The sequence below is a fragment of the Pimelobacter sp. 30-1 genome, from assembly GCF_018831735.1.
GTDB lineage: Bacteria > Actinomycetota > Actinomycetes > Propionibacteriales > Nocardioidaceae > Nocardioides.
On the sequence record NZ_NHTS01000010.1, the window covers coordinates 139,963 to 156,017 of the forward strand.

Genomic DNA, 16,055 nt, shown 5'->3' on the forward strand with positions numbered 1-16,055 from the left:
ACCGGCGTCGCGAGTCGCCCCGACCAAAGTAGGTACCGCTCCGGCCCGGGGATGCTGCCCCCACCCCGCCCTGAGGCCCTAGGGTCGCTGTCGTGGATGAGCCGAGCCCGGACGACTACCAGCCACGGCTGCGCTGGTACGGGCATCTGTGGCGCTACCTGCTGATGCTGGTGATCAGCCTCCTGGTGTGGGCACCGGCCATCGACGAGCAGGTCGACGAGATGCCGATTCTGTTCTGGATCGACATCGTCGTCGGCCTCATCGCCTATGTCGTCGTCGCCTACCGGCGGCGCTGGCCGGTGCCGATCGCGGTCGCCACCATCGTGATGACGCCGTTCAGCTCGCTCGCGGCCGGACCGGCGACCCTGGCGACGGTCTCGCTGGCCACCCGGCGGCGCTGGTGGCAGGTGATCGCGGTGGGCGTGCTCAACCTGCTCGGGGGCTGGGCCTACTACTGGGTGCAGCCGATGCACGACAGCGACCCGTGGTGGCTGACTGCCACGGTGAGTGTCGCGGTGTGCGCCGCGATCCTGGCCTGGGGCATGTTCATCGGCTCGCGGCGCGAGCTGATCTGGACGCTGCGCCAGCGGGCCGAGACGGCGGAGGCCGAGCGCGACCTGCGGGCGACGCAGGCCCGCTCCAACGAGCGGGCCCGGATCGCGCGGGAGATGCACGACGTGCTGGCCCACCGGATCTCGCAGATCTCCATGCACGCGGGGGCGCTGACCTATCGCGAGGACCTGAGCGCCGACGAGATGCGCAGCAGCGTCACGGTCATCCAGGCCAAGGCGCACGAGGCGCTGCGCGACCTGCGCGAGGTGCTGGGCGTGCTGCGCGAGGCCGAGGGCGGCGGGCCGCTCACCGGGCCCCAGCCGACGTACCGGGACCTCGACGCGCTCATCGACGACGCGCGCGAGGCCGGCACCGCCATCGAGTACGACGACCGCCTGGCCCCCGACGCCGGCGAGCTGCCCGACGCGGTCGGCCGCACCGTCTACCGGATCGTCCAGGAGGGCATCACCAACGCCGCCAAGCACGCCCGGGCGGCGACGGTGCGGATCACGCTCAGCGGCTCCCCCGCGGACGGTGTCGACGTGGTGCTGCGCAACGCCCTCGGCTTCGGGCCGACCCGGACCCCGGGCGCCGGGCTGGGCCTGGTCGGGCTGACCGAGCGGGCCGAGCTGCGCGGCGGCTGGCTGACGCACGGGGTGGAGCACACCGCGGACGCGACGGCCCCGGATGCGTTCGTGCTGCACGCCTGGCTACCGTGGGCCGCCGAGCAGGAGGAGATCCCGTCATGAGCGAGCAGATCCGCGTCATCATCGTCGACGACGACCCGCTGGTGCGCTCGGCGCTCTCGCTGATGCTCGGCGGGCAGGCCGACCTGGCGGTCGTCGGCGAGGCGCCCGACGGCCGCGCCGGCGTCGCGCTGGCACGCGAGCTCAACCCGGACGTCGTCCTCATGGACATCCGGATGCCGGTGCTCGACGGCCTCGCCGCGACCCGGGTCCTCCACGCCGACCCCCAGCCGCCGCGGGTGATCGTGCTGACCACCTTCGACGCCGACGACTACGTCGTGGGCGCGCTGGCCGCGGGCGCCGACGGCTTCCTGCTCAAGGACACCCCGCCGGCCGAGATCGTCGCCGCGCTGCGCAAGGTCGCCGACGGCGACCCGATGCTCTCCCCCTCGGTGACGCGCACCCTGATCGACCGGGTCCGCACCGAGTCCGGCGACAGCCGGACCGCCGACGCCCAGCGCCGCCTCGACCGGCTCACCGAGCGCGAGCTCGAGGTCGCCTGCGCGGTCGGCCGCGGGCTCTCCAACGCCGAGATCGCGCGTGAGCTGCACTTGTCGGTGCCGACGGTCAAGGGACACGTCTCGCGGCTGTTCGAGAAGCTCGAGACCACGAACCGGGTGCAGATCGCGCTGACCATCCGGGACGCGGGACACCCCGTCGACTAGGTCTTGCGCCAGACCGACACGTGGCTCGGACTGGTCGCGGTGAACGGCGTACGGTCCCAGTCGGCCCAGCGCGCCTCCGGCTCCAGGCCCGCGAGCCGGGCCATCAGGTCGCACTCGGAGGGCCAGGCGTAGCGGAAGTGCCCGACCCCGGAGCGCACCGTGCCGTCCGGGTCGTGGTGGTAGTGGTGCGAGGCGCAGGACTGGGTGAGCAGGTCGTAGGTGTCGATGACGACGTGCTCCGCGCTCACCGTCATCGGTACGGCGTGCTCCCCCGGCGCGAGCCGCTGGATCGGCGGCACCCACAGCTCGATCACGAACCGCCCGCCCGGGCGCAGGTGCCGGGCCGCGTTGGCGAAGCAGGCGACCTGCTCGTCCTGGGTGCGCAGGTTCGACAGGGTGTTCCAGACCAGCGCGACGAGGGCGTAGTCGCCCACGCCGGGCGCGGTCGCCGTCGCCATGTCGCCCACCACGACGGGGATCTCGGTCGCGGGGACCTTGTGCCGCAGCTGCGCGACCATCGCCTCGAAGAGCTCGATCCCGGTGACGTCGAGCCCCCGCTCCCGCTCGCCAGCTCGCGGACGGGCCGGCCCCACGGCGAGCTCGTGCGGCAGATCGACGGTCGGCCCCAGCGCACCGGGGAGCTGCGCACCTGTGCCTAGAGCTCGTAGACCGCGCCCTGGACGGCGAGCTCGAGCGGCCCCTCGTACGACGACTGCGCCTCGGCGAGCATCGTCTGGGCGTCGTGCCACGGCGGCACGTGGGTGACGACGAGCCGCTTGGCCCGGGCCTTGGTGGCGATCTCGCCGGCCTCGAGCCCGGTCAGGTGCAGGTTGGGCGGGTTCTCGTCGCACTCGCGGAACGAGGCCTCGCACAGGAAGAGGTCGGCGTCGGCCGCGATGTCGTAGAGCGCGTCCGTGGGGCCGGTGTCGCCGCTGTAGGCGAGGACCTTGCCGAAGGCCGAGACGCGCAGGCCGTAGGCCGGCACGGGGTGGTCGACCTCGTAGGACTCGATCGTGAAGGGGCCGATCTCGACCGGGTCGCCGTAGACCCGGAACGAGAACTCCTCGCGCATGCCGGGCTTGCGCGGCAGGTCGTAGGCCTTGGCGAGGCGCTTGGCGGTGCCCTTGGGGCCCCACACGGGGATCTTGGGCTGGGTGCCGGTCGGGTGGTACTTGCGCAGCACGTAGTAGCTGGTCATGTCGACGCAGTGGTCGGCGTGCAGGTGGCTGATGAAGACGGCGTCGACCTTGAGCGGGTCGACGTAGCGCTGGAGGACGCCGAGCGCGCCGTTGCCCATGTCGAGCACGAGGCTCCAGGTGCGCAGCGCGTCGGTGGCCTGGACGAGGTAGCAGCTCGCCGGGGACTCGGGGCCCGGGTAGGAGCCCGAGCAGCCGACGATCGTCACCGTGACCGCGTGGTCGGCTCCGTCCGGCGGTACCCGCAGCCGAGTCGTCTCCGGTGCCACCACGTCGTCACTCATGCAAGACCCCCTGCGAACTGTCCGGCCGCCACCAGCTCGGGGCCGAGGAACCGGCGCCCGATCGTCTCGAACTCCGCCGGTGAGCCCGTCGTCGTGAAGATGTACGACGGGTCGCCCGACGGCCGCATGAGGCCGGTGTCGGCCAGCATCCGGTAGACGTCCTTGGCGCACTCCTCCGCACTGCTCACCAGCGTGACGTCGTCGCCCATCACGTAGGAGATGACGCCGGTGAGCAGCGGGTAGTGGGTGCAGCCGAGGATCAGGGTGTCGATGCCGAGCTCGGTGAGCGGGTCGAGGTACTCGCGGGCGACCGCGATGAGCTCGTCGCCGCCGGTCACCCCCGCCTCCACGAAGTCGACGAAGCGCGGGCAGGCCCGCGTGGTGAGGGAGATCTGGGGGGCGGCCGCGAAGGCGTCGTCGTAGGCCATCGACTCGGCGGTGGCCCGGGTGGAGATGACGCCGATGCGCCCGTTGCGGGTGGCCGCGACGGCGCGGCGGGTGGCCGGGTAGATCACCTCGACCACGGGGACGTCGTAGCGCTCCCGGGCGTCGCGCAGCATGGCGGCCGAGGCGGAGTTGCAGGCGATGACGAGGGCCTTGACGCCCTTGTCGACGAGGTGGTCGAGGCACTCGAGGGCGTACTCGCGGACCTCGCCGATCGGCTTGGGGCCGTAGGGCTGGCGGGCGGTGTCGCCGACGTAGGTGATCGACTCGTGGGGCAGCTGGTCGATGACCGAGCGAGCGACCGTGAGGCCGCCGAAACCGGAGTCGAAGATCCCGATCGGGGCGTCGATCTCGCCACGCGCTCGGGGGTCGTCCAGGTGCCGCACCCGGCCAGACTACGGCGTCGGGGTGTCCGCAGTCGGCATTCCGGGACGCAGATCACGTCACGCCAGGCGTACCCTGGGCCGGTGACCTCGCTGTCTCGGACCCGGTCCGCGCTCGTCCTGCTCGCGACGCTCTCGGCGCTGGTGACCGGGGCGGCGACCGCCCCCGGCCACGCCGTCGCGCCCACCCCGGTCGGGCCCGCGGGCACCGACCTCGCGCCGCGGGCGGTCAACGCCAAGCACGTCATCGCGATCTCCGTCGACGGGCTCAACCCGCGGGCCCTCAACAAGCTCGGGCGGGCCCGGACGCCGTACCTGCACCAGCTGATCTCGGAGCAGGGCGCGGGCACGCTCAACGCGCGCTCCCAGCTCGAGATGACGGTGACCCTGCCCAACCACACGAGCATGGTGACCGGGCGCCGGATCAAGGCGAGCCGCGGCGGGCACGGCGTCACCTGGAACGACGACACGGTGACCAAGTCGGTCCAGCAGGCGGCGGGACACCCGGTCTCGTCGGTCTTCGAGGTGGTCCACGCGGGCGGCGGCTCGACCGCCGTCTACGCGACGAAGTCGAAGTTCCTGCTCTTCGAGCGCTCCTGGCCGGCCGCGGTCGACAAGAACGTGATCAAGGTCGAGAAGAACGCCGCCGTGGTCCGCGCGCTGCGCCAGGACCTGGCCCGCAAGGCGCCGTCCTTCGCGTTCCTGCACCTCGGCAAGCCCGACCAGGTGGGCCACGACCACGGCTGGCTGAGCCCGCGCTACCTCGACGCCGTCGCCACCGTCGACCGGCTCATCGGCACGGTGCTCAACCAGATCCGCAGCACGCCGTCGCTCAAGAGCTCGACGGTGGTCGTGCTCACCGCCGACCACGGCGGCATCCCCGGCGCGACCCGGCACAGCGACATCCACAACCGGGAGAACTACCGGGTCCCGTTCGCGGTCTGGGGCGCCGGGATCACCCGTGCCGACCTCTACCAGCTCAACCGGACCACGCGGGCCAACCCCGGCCGGACCCGGCCGGGCTTCGGCGCCGCGCGCCAGCCGATCCGCAACGGCGAGCTGGCCAACGTCAGCCTCTCGATCCTCGGCCTCGGGCCGGTACCGGGCAGCCTGTGGGACCGCGCCCAGGACCTGCGCTGGCGCTAACCCCCCACGAAGTGCGGAGGTTGCTGGTCCGAGATCCGCATGCCTGGTGATCTCGCACCAGCAACCGGCGCACTTCGTCGGAGCAACCGGCGCACTTCGTGCTAGCGGCGCAGCTCGCGGGGCGTCGGCCAGGGGTTCGCGCGGCAGCCGTGGAGCCCCTTGGACTGCTGCATCATCACCGGTGCCAGCGCCCCCGGACGCGGGCACGAGGCGTGCCCACGGCCCAGCCAGTGCCCGGTCTCGTGGTTGACCACCATGTGCCGGTAGTCGCGCAGCGAGCGGCCGAGCCGGTGCCACGCGGGTGAGGCGTGCTGCCAGCGCTGCACGTTGATCACCACGTTGCGGCCGACCCGGCACGACCACTGGGGGCTGCACACCGACGAGAAGCCGGGCACGCGCGCGGCCTCGGAGAGCCAGAGGGTGAACGCGCCACCGCGGCGTACCTGGACGAAGCGGACGCCCCGGGCCCGCCAGCCGCGCGGGTCGTCGTAGGTCTCCTGGGCGAGGCGGCGGAAGGCCGCGACGTCGACGCCGGGGCCGAGCCGGCCCTTGACCCGCACGCTGTAGCGGACCGTACGGCGCACGTCGACGCGGTGCTTGACCTTCGCGGTCACCGCCCGGGCGGGGGTGTCGGCGTAGCCGGGTGCCGACGCAGTGACCACCAGCGTGAGCCGCTGCCCGACGTCGGCCGGCTGCAGGGGGTAGCGGCGGGCGGTGCCGACGACCTGGTCGCCGCGCCGCCACTCGTAGCGCACCCGGGCCGGACCCGGCGCCCAGCCGCCCGGCTCAGCGACGAGCGTGCGGCCGTAGCGGGCGACGCCGGCGACCGAGGGCGCGGTGACCGACACCAGCGGCGGCGGCTCGTCGGACGCGGCCGCCCCCGCCGGCGCGGGCGCGGCGCTCAGGCCGAGCGCGAGGAGCAGGGCGAGGACGGGGGTGAGCAGGAGGTGGCGCACTCCCCCACCGTAGGCATCACCGGCGCCGGGAGAGCAACCACGCGAGGTAGCAGCCGCCGAGGACGACGGTCACCATCCCGACCGGCACCGGGGTCGGGGCGAAGACGCGCTGGGCGAGCAGGTCGGAGGCGGCCAGCAGGGCCGCACCCATCGCGGCCGAGCCGAGCAGCGCCGGCGGGGTGCCGCCGACGACCCGCCGGGCGAGCTGGGGCGCGGCGAGTGCGACGAAGGCGATCGGGCCGGCGGCGGCCGTGGTGACCGCGGTGAGCGCGACGCCGACGCCGATGGCGAGCAGCCGCCGCGACCGCATCGGTACGCCGAGCGCCACCGCCACGTCGTCCCCCAGCTCGTGCAGCGCGAGCGGCCGCGCCAGGAGCAGGCAGCCGGGCAGCAGCACCAGCCCGCACAGGGCGGCGAGCCGGAGGTCGCTCCCGGTGATCTCGTTGAGCGTGCCGACCCCCCACTGGGAGGCCTGCAGGCCCTCCTCCGCGGTGACCCGCAGCACCAGCCAGGTGTTGACCGACGAGAGCAGCGCGGCCGCGGCGATGCCGAGGATGACGAAGCGCGCGCCGCGCAGTCCCTCGTGCCCGGCCAGGCCGAGGACGAGGGCCGCGGTGAGCAGTCCGCCGAGGGTCGCGGCCAGCGGGACCGCGGTGCCGCTGAGGCCGAGCACGAGCATGGCCACGATGGCGCCGGTGTAGGCGCCGCTGGAGAAGCCGATCACGTCCGGCGAGCCGAGCGGGTTGCGGGTCACCACTTGGAAGATCGCGCCGCTGAGCCCCATCATCGCGCCGAAGAGCAGCGCGGCGAGGACCCGCGGCAGCCGCCAGTCGAGGACGACGAGCTCGGTGACCCGGGTACCCCGGCCGCGCAGCACGTCGATCGTCTCGCCGAGCGACACCCCGGCGTCCGGGCTGGGCAGCGAGGCCACGCCGATCGCGGCCGCGACCAGCACGAGCAGCGCGACGCCGAGCACGCCGCGGACCCGGACCCGGCCACTGATCCGCCCGCCGAGCAGGCGCACGGGCACGACGCGGTTCACGAGCGCCTCCGGATGACGACGGCGAGCAGGACGGCGCCGACGGCGGCCGCGACCACCCCGACGGGCAGCTCGCGGGGCTGGGCGACGTACCGGCCGAGGAGGTCGCAGCCGAGCACCAGCACCGGGCCGGCGAGCAGCGAGCAGGTCATCACGCGGCGGTGGTCGGGGCCGATCAGGGCGGCGACGATGTGCGGCACCATCAGGCCGACGAAGACGATCGGGCCGGCCGCGGCGGTCGCGGCACCGCACAGCAGGGTGACCGCGACCAGGGCGAGGACCCGGGTCCGCAGCAGGCGTACGCCGAGCGCCTGCGCGGTGTCGTCGCCCAGCGCGAGGGCGTTGATGCTGCGGCCGAGGGCGAGCGCGATCACGACGCCCGCCACGATGAAGGGCAGCACGGCGAGCACCCGGTCGTAGCCGACCACGGTGATCGACCCGGCGTTCCAGCTGCGCATGCTGTCGAAGGCGCGCGGGTGCAGCAGCACCAGTCCGGAGGTGATACCGGTCAGGACCGCGCCGACCGCGACGCCGGAGAGGGTCAGCGTGACGACGTCGCCGCCCCGGCGCGGGCGGCCGATCGCGGCGACGACGAGCGTGGTGAGTGCAGCGCCGGCAAGGGCGAACCACACCTGCCCGCCGGGGTGGACGATCCCCCACTGGGTGATCGCGAGCGCGACACCGAGGGCCGCTCCGGCGTTGACGCCGAGGATGCCCGGATCGGCGAGCGGGTTGCGGGTCAGTCCCTGCATCAGCGCGCCCGAGAGCCCCAGCGCGGCGCCGACCAGGAGGCCGACCACGGTCCGCGGGACCCGCAGGTCGCGGATCACCTGGTCGTGCGCGGAGCCGTCCCCCGACCACAGCGCCTGCACGATCTCGACCGGGCCGAAGACCCGGCCGCCCAGGCACAGGCTGGCCACCGTCGCGAGGGCGACGGCGGCCAGCAGGGCCCCGAGGGTGCGACCCGTGGTCACGAACGTGCGGCGAGGGGTTCCAGGACCTTGGTCTCCACGACGTCGAGGAACGCCAGCGCGGTGTCGTAGTCCGTGACGCCGTAGGGCAGGTCGAACACGGAGCCGGACTTCGCCGCGGGCAGCGAGGTGAACAGCGAGTTGCTCTTGATCGCGGCGAACGGCTCCCACGGCGTCCCGTCCGCGTTGGCCGGGGTGACGATCACGTCGGCGGTGGCGAGGATCTCGTCGAGCCGCTCGAACGAGTAGCTCGCGTAGCCCGGCTCGGGCGAGGCCTCGGGGATCCCCGGCGCGGGGGTCACGCCCAGCTCGTCGAGGAGGGCGCCGATGATGCCGGTCGGGTAGAGCACCGAGAACTCCGCCTCGGCGTCGCCGATCGAGACCGTGGCCCACGTCAGGGCGAGCTGGTCGGCGTACTTCTCCTTGAGCTCGGCCACCTTGGCCGTGTAGGCCTTCTCCCGCTCGCCGAGCGCCTTGCCGGCGCCGGTCGCGTCGGCGAGCCCGGACACGATGGCCTTCCAGTCGCCGCGGAAGCCGCCCTTCACGACCACGGTGGGGGCGATCTCGGAGAGCCGCTTGTACGCCTTCTCGTCGACCTCGTAGGCGTCACCGACGATCAGGTCGGGAGCGGCCTTGACGATGGCGTCGTAGTTGGTCTCGCCGAAGGAGCCGATCGTCGCGACTCCCTTCACGAACGCCTGCTGGTCGGCGCTGAAGGTGTCGACCCACTTGCCGTAGTCCTGGGTGGCGACCGGCTTCACGTCCAGCGACTGCAGCTGCCAGGGCGTGTCGTAGCTGACCGCGACGACCCGCTCGGGCTTCACCGGGACCTCCACGTCGCCGTACGCCGACGCGACGGTGCGCGTGTCCGCGCCGGACGTGCCCGGGTCGTCGTCCTCGCTGCCGCAGGCGGACAGCGCGAGGGCCGCCGCCAGGGTGAGGGCCACTCCGAGACGGCCGAGATAACGGGGCGTGCGCACCACGATGGTCCACTCCTTCTTTGGTTAGGCTTACCTGACCAAGAGTGGAGATCGTGGGCCGCGCTGGCAACGCCTACACGGGCCGGTTGGTGCGCGAAACGGACAAGTGGTGTCGCGAACTCGACATCAGGTGACGTGGGTCATGTGCTGCCGGTGCTGGGCCGGGCTGGCCCCGGTCGTGCGGCGGTAGGCCGCGATGAACGCGCTGGAGTTGCGGTAGCCGACCTGGCGGGCGACCGAGGCGACGGTGCGGCCCTGGTCGAGCAGGGTCGCGGCCATCGCCATCCGGGCCCGGACGCGCCACTGCCCGAAGGCCAGCCCGGTCTCGGCGACGAAGGCGCGGTTGAGGCTGCGCGCGCTCATCCCGAACTCCCCCGCCCACTCCTCCGCGGTACGCGGGACGGTCAGCTCGGCGAGCACCGCGTCGGCGACCCGGCGCGCGGCGGCGCTGGTGGGCCGGGGCACCGAGAGCGGGCCGCGGGCGTCCGGCTCGAGCAGGTCGAGCGCGAACTCCTCGGCCCGGCGCCGGCGCTCGGGGGTCGTGGTGTCGATGCGGAGGTGGTCGAGCAGGTCGACCAGCAGCGGCGACATCGGCAGCAGCACCGGCTCGGTGGCGCTCACCGGCGAGCGCTCGCGGTCGACCCAAGTGCAGTTGAAGCCGGTGCCCGAGACCGCGCACGCCGAGTGCGGCACCCCCGCCGGGATCCACAGCCCGTAGCTGGCCGGCACCCAGTACTCGCGCCCGGCGACCTGGACCCCGACCTTGCCGTCGGAGCCCCAGAGCATCTCGTGGTCGGGGTGGACGTGCTCACCCCAGGACACCGGCAGCCGCGGCGTCCGGATCCAGTTGGTCGCGATGAGCACCGTGCGGTCCGCGGCCGCCGGACCGATCAGCCCGCGCCACCACAGCGTGTAGTGACCGAGCGAGTCGATGACCTCCGGCTCGCTCGCGGCCGGAGCCGTCACGCCCAGAGCTGACCCTCGAGCCGGTCCTCGGCCTCGTCGATCGTGCCCTCGTAGGCGCCGGTGGAGAGGTACTTCCAGCCGCCGTCGGCCACGACGAAGGCGATGTCGGCGCCCTCGCCCGCCTTGGCCGCCTTGGCGGCCTGGCCGAGCGCGGCGTGCAGGATGGCGCCGGTGGAGATGCCGGCGAAGATGCCCTCGAGCTCGAGCAGCTCGCGCACCCGTCGTACGGCGTCGCGCGGGCCGACCGAGAACCGGCTGTCGATCAGCTCGGCGTCGTAGAGCTCGGGCACGAAGCCCTCGTCGAGGTTGCGCAGGCCGTAGACGAGCTCGCCGTAGCGCGGCTCGGCGGCGACGATCTTGACCTCGGGCTGGGCCCGGCGGAAGAACCGGGAGACGCCCATGAGCGTGCCCGTCGTACCGAGGCCGGCGACGAAGTGGGTGATCGAGGGCAGGTCGGCGAGCAGCTCGGGACCGGTGCCCTCCTCGTGCGCGAGGGCGTTGGCGGCGTTGCCGTACTGGTAGAGCATCACCCAGTCGGGGTGCTCGGCCGCGATCTGCTTGGCCACCCGGACCGCCTCGTTGGAACCGCCCGCGGCGGGCGAGGAGACGATCTCGGCGCCCCACATCCGCAGCAGCTGGCGCCGCTCCTCGGAGGTGTTCTCGGGCATCACGAAGACGCAGCGGTAGCCCTTGAGCTTGGCCGCCATCGCGATGGAGATGCCGGTGTTGCCCGACGTCGGCTCCAGGATCGTGCAGCCCGGACGCAGCGTGCCGTCCTTCTCGGCCTCCTCGATCATCCGCAGCGCCGGCCGGTCCTTGATGGAGCCGGTCGGGTTGCGGTCCTCGAGCTTGGCCCAGATCCGCACCTCGGGCGCACCCGCGGTGTTGAACGGCGCCGACAGCCGCGGGAGCCCCACGAGCGGCGTACTGCCGACGGAGGCGAGCAGGCTGTCGTAGCGCGTCATCGGATCAGCGGACGATCAGCGCGCGCCGCCGGCCACGGCCGGCAGGATGACGACCTGGTCGCCGTCGGAGAGCGCGGCCTCGAGGCTGCCGATGAAGCGGACGTCCTCGTCGTTGATGTAGATGTTGACGAACCGGCGCAGGTCGCCGCCCTCGATGAGGCGGTCCTTGATGCCGGGGTGGTTCGCCTCGAGGGAGTCGATGAGCGCGCTCAGGTTGGCGCCGTCGGCGTTGACCGCCTTCTCACCACCGGTGTAGGTGCGCAGGATGGTCGGGATCCGGACCTCGATGGCCATGTCAGCTGCTCTCCTCTGCAGGGATGACGCGGACCTCTTCCTCGGTCACGACGCCGTCGATGATTCTGTAGGACCTGAACTCCACGGGGCCCTCGTTATTCCCGTGCTCCCGCGTGCTGACGAGCACGTAGTGGGCGCCGGGCTCGCTGGCCAGGTTGATGTCGGTCACGCTGGGGTACGCCTCGGTCTCCGAGTGCGAGTGGTAGATCACCACCGGCTCCTCGTCGCGGTCGTCGAGGTCGCGGTAGAGCTTGAGCAGGTCCGTCGAGTCGTACTCGTAGAACGTGGGGCTCCCCGCGGCGTTCACCATCTCGATGAACCGCTCCGGGCGATCGCTGCCGAGGGGTCCGGCGACCATCCCGCACGCCTCGACCGGGTGGTCGCGCTTGGCGTGCGCGACGATCGCGTCGTACGTGGTCCGGTCGATCTGCAGCACCGGTCCAGGGTATTGCGTCGGGGCGAGCGTGGCCGAACCGGGCCGGGTGGCGGGACGCGTGGCGGCGGCGGTGCGCACCCGGCGAGCGCCTAGGGTGGCGAGATGGAGGCCCTGGACCTGATCGCCAGCATGAAGCCGACCGAGGAGCTGGTCGCGGCGGCCGCGGACGCCGACGTGACGGCCCCGCTCCCCGACGGCACCTCGCTGCTGCTCGCCGCCCTGACGAACACCGACCTGGGCGCGCGGTACGCCTCCGCCCAGTGGCTCCTCGACCGCGGGTGCCCGCTCGGCGCACCGAACGCCGAGGGCCTCACCGAGCTGCACGTGCTGCTGGGGCAGGTGAAGCACGACATCCCCGCCGCGCGCGCCATCGCCGAGCAGCTGATCGCGATCGGCGCCGACGTCAACGCGGTCAGCCCCGTCAGCGGGCTGGTCTTCTGCGACGTGCTGTGGATGAAGCACACCGACGAGGACCTGGAGCCGCTCTACGCGCTCTGGTTCGACCAGCCCGGGGTCCTCGACCTCGAGACGCCGGCCGACAACGGCCGGACACCGCTCGGGATCGCGCGGGCGCTGCCCTACCGGGCGAGCATCCTGGAGCGGATGGAGCGCTACCTCGCCGAGACCACCTGATCGGGTGACCGGGTGAGCTCAGGCGGTCGGGGTGACCGACTTGGCCCGGATCCGCTCAGGCGTCGGCCAGCGCACGTCGCGCACCCAGCCGAGCTTCTCGAGCACCCAGATGATCCGGGCCGAGGTGTCGAGCTGGAAGCGCTTGACCCCGTGCCGCGCCGAGGTCGGGTCGGCGTGGTGCAGGTTGTGCCACGACTCCCCGCCCGAGGGGATGGCCAGCCACCACACGTTGCCGGAGAAGTCGCGCGAGGCGAAGGGCCGCTCCCCCAGCGTGTGGCAGATGGAGTTGATGGACCAGGTGACGTGGTGGATCAGGCCGATCCGGACCACGGTGCCCCAGAAGAAGGCGGTCAGCGCGCCCTGCCAGGACCAGGTGAGCAGGAAGCCGAGGACCGGCGGCAGGAAGATCGAGGTCAGCACCCACACCCAGAAGGTGCGCGAGATCCGGACCAGGTCGCGGTCCTTGGCCAGGTCGGGGGCGTACTTGTCGATCGAGGTCTGCTCGGGGTCGAACAGCCAGCCGACGTGCGCCCACACGAAGCCCTTGGTCAGGCCGCGCAGGCTGTTGCCGTAGCGCCACGGCGAGTGCGGGTCGCCGTCCTTGTCGGAGTACTTGTGGTGCTTGCGGTGGTCGGCGACCCAGCGGATGACCGGGCCCTCGATCGCCATCGAGCCGGCGATCGCGAGGGTGATCTTGACCGCGCGGTTGGGCTTGAACGACTTGTGCGTGAAGAGCCGGTGGAAGCCGACGGTGATGCCGTGCAGGGTCAGGCCGTACATCACGAAGGTGATCGCGATGTCGCTCCACCCCAGCCAGCCGCCCCACGCGATCGGGATCGCCGCGACGATGGCGAGGAAGGGCACGGCGATGAACAGCGCCAGGGCGAAGCGTTCCCACGGGCCTTGGGTGTCGGCACCCATGGTGGCCCGGAGGACCGGGGGCTCGGGGCGGTCGTCGATCGCGGTCATGAGGGCTCCAGCTGGGTCGGCGGACTCGCTGGGAACAGGTTACGGCGTGACCGTGTAGCGACGCTCGGGGCGTCCAGTACCGCCGTACCGCAGCCGCACCTCGGCGGTGCCGGCGTCGACGAAGTGCTCCAGGTAGCGCCGTGCCGTGACCCGGGACAGACCCAGCTGCTCGGCGGTCTCGGACGCCGAGATCTCGCCCGCGCGGCGGGCGGCGGCGAGCACCAGGTCGGCCGTCTCGGCGCTGAGGCCCTTGGGCAGCACCGCCGGTACGTCGGCACCGCCGCCCGCCCGCGCCGTCCCGAACGCCCGGTCGATCGTCGCCTGGTCGACCTCGGCGGCACCGAGGGTGGCGAGCGTGGCGGCCACCCGGTGCAGGCGGTCGGCGAGGTCGTCGTACTCGAAGGGCTTGACGAGGTACTGCAGCGCTCCGCCGTGGAGCGCCGCGCGGACGGCGGCGGCGCCGCGCTCGGCGGTCACCATCACCACCGCGACGTCGTCCCCGCGCCCGCGCAGCTGCTCGAGCACCTCGAGCCCGGACAGGTCCGGCAGGTGCACGTCGAGCAGCAGCAGGTCGGGGCGCAGCTCGGCGGTCAGCGCGAGCGCCTCCTCGCCGGTGCGGGCGGTGCCGACCACCTCGAAGCCGTCGGTCTGCTCCACGAAACGGCCGTGGATGCGCGCGACCATGAAGTCGTCGTCGACCACGAGCACCCGGAGCACAGCCGTCACGGTGCACCATCCTGGACCAGGACCGGTCCGAGCGGCAGCACCACGCGGAGCTCGGCGCCGCCTCCGCCACCGGCCGGGTCGGCGTCGTCGACGACCACGTCGCCGCCGCGCTGGGTGCAGATCAGCCGGACCAGGGCCAGCCCGATCCCGCGTCCGCCGGCCACCGGCTCCTCCCCCGCGACCTCCTTGGTGGAGTAGCCGCGGACCAGGACCGCCTCGCGCAGCTCGGCCGGGATGCCCGGCCCGTTGTCGCGCACCCGGAGGTGGACCGCCTCGTCGTCGGCGTGCAGCCAGACCTCGACGGTCGCCTCGCGGCGCCCCGCACACGCGTCGACCGCATTGTCGACGAGGTTGCCGACCACGGTGGTCAGGTCGGCGCCGAGGTCGGGGGCGAGGACGGGCAGCCGGGAGCCGGGGTCGAGCTCGAGCGTCACCCCGCGCTCCTCGGCGACCGCGTGCTTGGCCAGCACGAGCGCGGCGAGGGCGGGGTCGGCCAGGCGCTGGGCGACGTAGTCCTCGATCTCGGCGCGGTGCCGGGTGAGGGTGCCGACGAGGGCGGCCACCTCGTCGTACTCGCCGAGCTGGACCAGGCCGGAGATCGTGTGCAGCCGGTTGTCGAACTCGTGGGTCTGGGCGCGGAGCGTGTCGGTGAGCGACAGGTTCGAGCTGAGCTGGCTCTGCAGCGAGACCAGCTCGGTCCGGTCGCGCAGCGTCGTCACCGTGCCGATCCCCCGCCCGCCGGACGACGCCCGCCCGCGGTTGAAGACGACGACCCGGGTGCCGACCAGCGCCAGCGCGTCGCGGACGTCGGCGCCCTCGCCGGTCAGCAGCGCGACGACCTGGGGGTCCAGGCCGAGCTCGTCAGCGGGGCGCCCGACCGGGTCCGGTCCGGCGTCCAGCCCGAGGGTGCTGCGGGCGGCGTCGTTCATCGCGGTCACCCGGCCGTCGGTCCCGACGCCGACCACGCCCTCGCGGATCGCGTGGAGCAGCGCCTCGCGGTGGTCGGCGAGGTTGGCCAGCTCGGTCGTGCCCAGGCCGCGGGTGGAGCGGCGCACGACGCGCGAGACGAACCAGGTGCCGATCAGCCCGAGCAGCGCGCCGAGGCCCAGGAAGAGCCCGAGGTCCGGCGCGGCGGTGCCGACCTGGTCGGCCAGGGTCGGGTACTCCACCTCGGCCGTCACGATCGCCAGCAGGGCGCCGTCGACCTCGGAGATGACCGGCGCGTGCCCGGCCACGGCGCGATGACCGTCGGGCTCGACGTCGCCGGACCACCCGCGCCCCTCCAGCGCGTCGCTGCCGCCGAGCGCGGCCCGGTCGCCCACCCGGCTCGGGTCGGTCGCCGCGAGCACCTCGCCGTCGACCGAGACCAGGGTCACCGTCTGCGCGCCGCGCGCGGTGACGCCCCAGTCGAGGTAGGGCGCGAGCGCCCGCGGGGTGTCGCTGGCCTCGGCCTCGCCGCTGCGCACCCGCTCGAGCTCGCCGCGCACGATGGGGAGCCCGGCGACGTACTCGGCGGCGTTGCGCATCACGGCACCGCGCTCCTCGGCGAAGTCCGCATTGGACTGCCGGATGCTCAGCACGCCGACCGCGACGAGCAGGGTCGCGATGACGGCGAGCTGCAGGAGCAGCACCTTGGCCGCGAGGGTCAGCTCACCTCGGCGCAACGGCGACCACAACGACCACAACCTCCTCTACGTCCGCAAG

The 16,055-nt window shown here is 73.1% G+C and carries 18 protein-coding genes; 4 read left to right on the top strand and 14 right to left on the bottom strand.

Annotated elements, in window-relative coordinates; translation table 11 throughout:
- The first annotated feature begins 92 nt into the window (after window positions 1-92).
- Together CCO04_RS22390 and CCO04_RS22395 are read left to right on the top strand one after the other, a co-directional pair.
- A complete protein-coding gene (locus CCO04_RS22390) occupies window positions 93-1,301 on the top strand; it encodes a histidine kinase (protein WP_215816383.1) in 1,209 nt (402 codons plus the stop codon).
- Window positions 1,298-1,963: a response regulator transcription factor gene (locus tag CCO04_RS22395; RefSeq protein WP_215816384.1), complete on the top strand. Its 666-nt coding sequence runs from the start codon at window positions 1,298-1,300 to the stop codon at window positions 1,961-1,963. Before CCO04_RS22390 ends, CCO04_RS22395 begins: the two co-directional genes overlap by 4 nt.
- On the opposite strand, the gene CCO04_RS22400 is transcribed toward CCO04_RS22395, so the two are convergent.
- The 3 genes from CCO04_RS22400 to murI all read right to left on the bottom strand — a co-directional run bounded on the left by CCO04_RS22400 (window position 1,960) and on the right by murI (window position 4,273).
- Window positions 1,960-2,556 carry a methyltransferase domain-containing protein gene (locus CCO04_RS22400; RefSeq protein ID WP_308281453.1) on the bottom strand — a complete coding sequence of 199 codons (597 nt, stop codon included), beginning with the start codon at window positions 2,554-2,556 and terminating at the stop codon, window positions 1,960-1,962. The genes CCO04_RS22395 and CCO04_RS22400 overlap by 4 nt on opposite strands.
- Window positions 2,557-2,618: 62 nt before the next feature.
- Complete coding sequence (locus tag CCO04_RS22405; protein WP_215816385.1) at window positions 2,619-3,443, bottom strand: MBL fold metallo-hydrolase; 825 nt, start codon at window positions 3,441-3,443, stop codon at window positions 2,619-2,621.
- Window positions 3,440-4,273 carry a glutamate racemase gene (murI, locus tag CCO04_RS22410; RefSeq protein ID WP_257754353.1) on the bottom strand — a complete coding sequence of 278 codons (834 nt, stop codon included), beginning with the start codon at window positions 4,271-4,273 and terminating at the stop codon, window positions 3,440-3,442. Before murI ends, CCO04_RS22405 begins: the two co-directional genes overlap by 4 nt.
- A gap of 81 nt (window positions 4,274-4,354) precedes the next feature.
- Between murI and CCO04_RS22415 the strand changes: the two genes are divergently transcribed.
- Entirely contained in the window at window positions 4,355-5,416 is a 1,062-nt protein-coding gene (locus tag CCO04_RS22415) for an alkaline phosphatase family protein (protein WP_215816386.1), read from the top strand.
- 101 nt (window positions 5,417-5,517) lie between these two features.
- Here CCO04_RS22415 and CCO04_RS22420 read toward each other — a convergent pair whose 3' ends face one another.
- The 8 genes from CCO04_RS22420 to CCO04_RS22455 form a co-directional block, all read right to left on the bottom strand.
- On the bottom strand, window positions 5,518-6,372 hold the full coding sequence (locus CCO04_RS22420) for a DUF3152 domain-containing protein (RefSeq protein WP_215816387.1): 855 nt from the start codon (window positions 6,370-6,372) through the stop codon (window positions 5,518-5,520).
- A gap of 16 nt (window positions 6,373-6,388) precedes the next feature.
- Window positions 6,389-7,414: an iron chelate uptake ABC transporter family permease subunit gene (locus CCO04_RS22425; protein WP_215816388.1), complete on the bottom strand. Its 1,026-nt coding sequence runs from the start codon at window positions 7,412-7,414 to the stop codon at window positions 6,389-6,391.
- Window positions 7,411-8,385: an iron ABC transporter permease gene (locus tag CCO04_RS22430; protein ID WP_215816389.1), complete on the bottom strand. Its 975-nt coding sequence runs from the start codon at window positions 8,383-8,385 to the stop codon at window positions 7,411-7,413. Before CCO04_RS22430 ends, CCO04_RS22425 begins: the two co-directional genes overlap by 4 nt.
- A complete protein-coding gene (locus CCO04_RS22435) occupies window positions 8,382-9,365 on the bottom strand; it encodes an ABC transporter substrate-binding protein (RefSeq protein ID WP_215816390.1) in 984 nt (327 codons plus the stop codon). The genes CCO04_RS22430 and CCO04_RS22435 overlap by 4 nt, the downstream gene beginning before the upstream one ends.
- 123 nt (window positions 9,366-9,488) lie before the next feature.
- Complete coding sequence (locus CCO04_RS29950) at window positions 9,489-10,328, bottom strand: AraC family transcriptional regulator (RefSeq protein ID WP_215816391.1); 840 nt, start codon at window positions 10,326-10,328, stop codon at window positions 9,489-9,491.
- Entirely contained in the window at window positions 10,325-11,293 is a 969-nt protein-coding gene (locus CCO04_RS22445; RefSeq protein ID WP_215816392.1) for a PLP-dependent cysteine synthase family protein, read from the bottom strand. The genes CCO04_RS29950 and CCO04_RS22445 overlap by 4 nt, the downstream gene beginning before the upstream one ends.
- 15 nt (window positions 11,294-11,308) lie before the next feature.
- On the bottom strand, window positions 11,309-11,587 hold the full coding sequence (locus CCO04_RS22450; RefSeq protein WP_215816393.1) for a MoaD family protein: 279 nt from the start codon (window positions 11,585-11,587) through the stop codon (window positions 11,309-11,311).
- Between the two features lies 1 nt (window position 11,588).
- Complete coding sequence (locus tag CCO04_RS22455) at window positions 11,589-12,023, bottom strand: Mov34/MPN/PAD-1 family protein (RefSeq protein WP_215816394.1); 435 nt, start codon at window positions 12,021-12,023, stop codon at window positions 11,589-11,591.
- Between the two features lie 102 nt (window positions 12,024-12,125).
- On the opposite strand from CCO04_RS22455, the gene CCO04_RS22460 reads away from it, so the two are divergent.
- Window positions 12,126-12,656 (top strand): hypothetical protein, encoded by a 531-nt coding sequence (locus CCO04_RS22460; protein WP_215816395.1) that lies wholly within the window; start codon window positions 12,126-12,128, stop codon window positions 12,654-12,656.
- An 18-nt stretch (window positions 12,657-12,674) separates the two neighbouring features.
- Here CCO04_RS22460 and CCO04_RS22465 read toward each other — a convergent pair whose 3' ends face one another.
- From CCO04_RS22465 to CCO04_RS22475, 3 genes are read right to left on the bottom strand one after another with little or no spacing between them, the layout of a single operon-like run.
- Window positions 12,675-13,625 carry an acyl-CoA desaturase gene (locus CCO04_RS22465; RefSeq protein WP_215816396.1) on the bottom strand — a complete coding sequence of 317 codons (951 nt, stop codon included), beginning with the start codon at window positions 13,623-13,625 and terminating at the stop codon, window positions 12,675-12,677.
- Between the two features lie 39 nt (window positions 13,626-13,664).
- A complete protein-coding gene (locus tag CCO04_RS22470) occupies window positions 13,665-14,351 on the bottom strand; it encodes a response regulator (RefSeq protein WP_257754346.1) in 687 nt (228 codons plus the stop codon).
- Window positions 14,348-16,027, bottom strand: coding sequence for an ATP-binding protein (locus CCO04_RS22475; RefSeq protein WP_215816397.1), 1,680 nt, complete (start codon window positions 16,025-16,027; stop codon window positions 14,348-14,350). The genes CCO04_RS22470 and CCO04_RS22475 overlap by 4 nt, the downstream gene beginning before the upstream one ends.
- Between the last annotated feature and the right edge of the window lie 28 nt (window positions 16,028-16,055).

Excerpts from the sequence above, each read along its gene's own strand:
- CCO04_RS22465 (WP_215816396.1), bottom strand. The coding sequence starts at position 13,625 with ATGACCGCGATCGACGACCGCCCCGAGCCCCCGGTCCTCCGGGCCACC.
- CCO04_RS22445 (WP_215816392.1), bottom strand. The coding sequence starts at position 11,293 with ATGACGCGCTACGACAGCCTGCTCGCCTCCGTCGGCAGTACGCCGCTC.
- CCO04_RS22395 (WP_215816384.1), top strand. The coding sequence starts at position 1,298 with ATGAGCGAGCAGATCCGCGTCATCATCGTCGACGACGACCCGCTGGTG.
- CCO04_RS22460 (WP_215816395.1), top strand. The coding sequence starts at position 12,126 with ATGGAGGCCCTGGACCTGATCGCCAGCATGAAGCCGACCGAGGAGCTG.
- CCO04_RS22405 (WP_215816385.1), bottom strand. The coding sequence starts at position 3,443 with ATGAGTGACGACGTGGTGGCACCGGAGACGACTCGGCTGCGGGTACCG.
- CCO04_RS22450 (WP_215816393.1), bottom strand. The coding sequence starts at position 11,587 with ATGGCCATCGAGGTCCGGATCCCGACCATCCTGCGCACCTACACCGGT.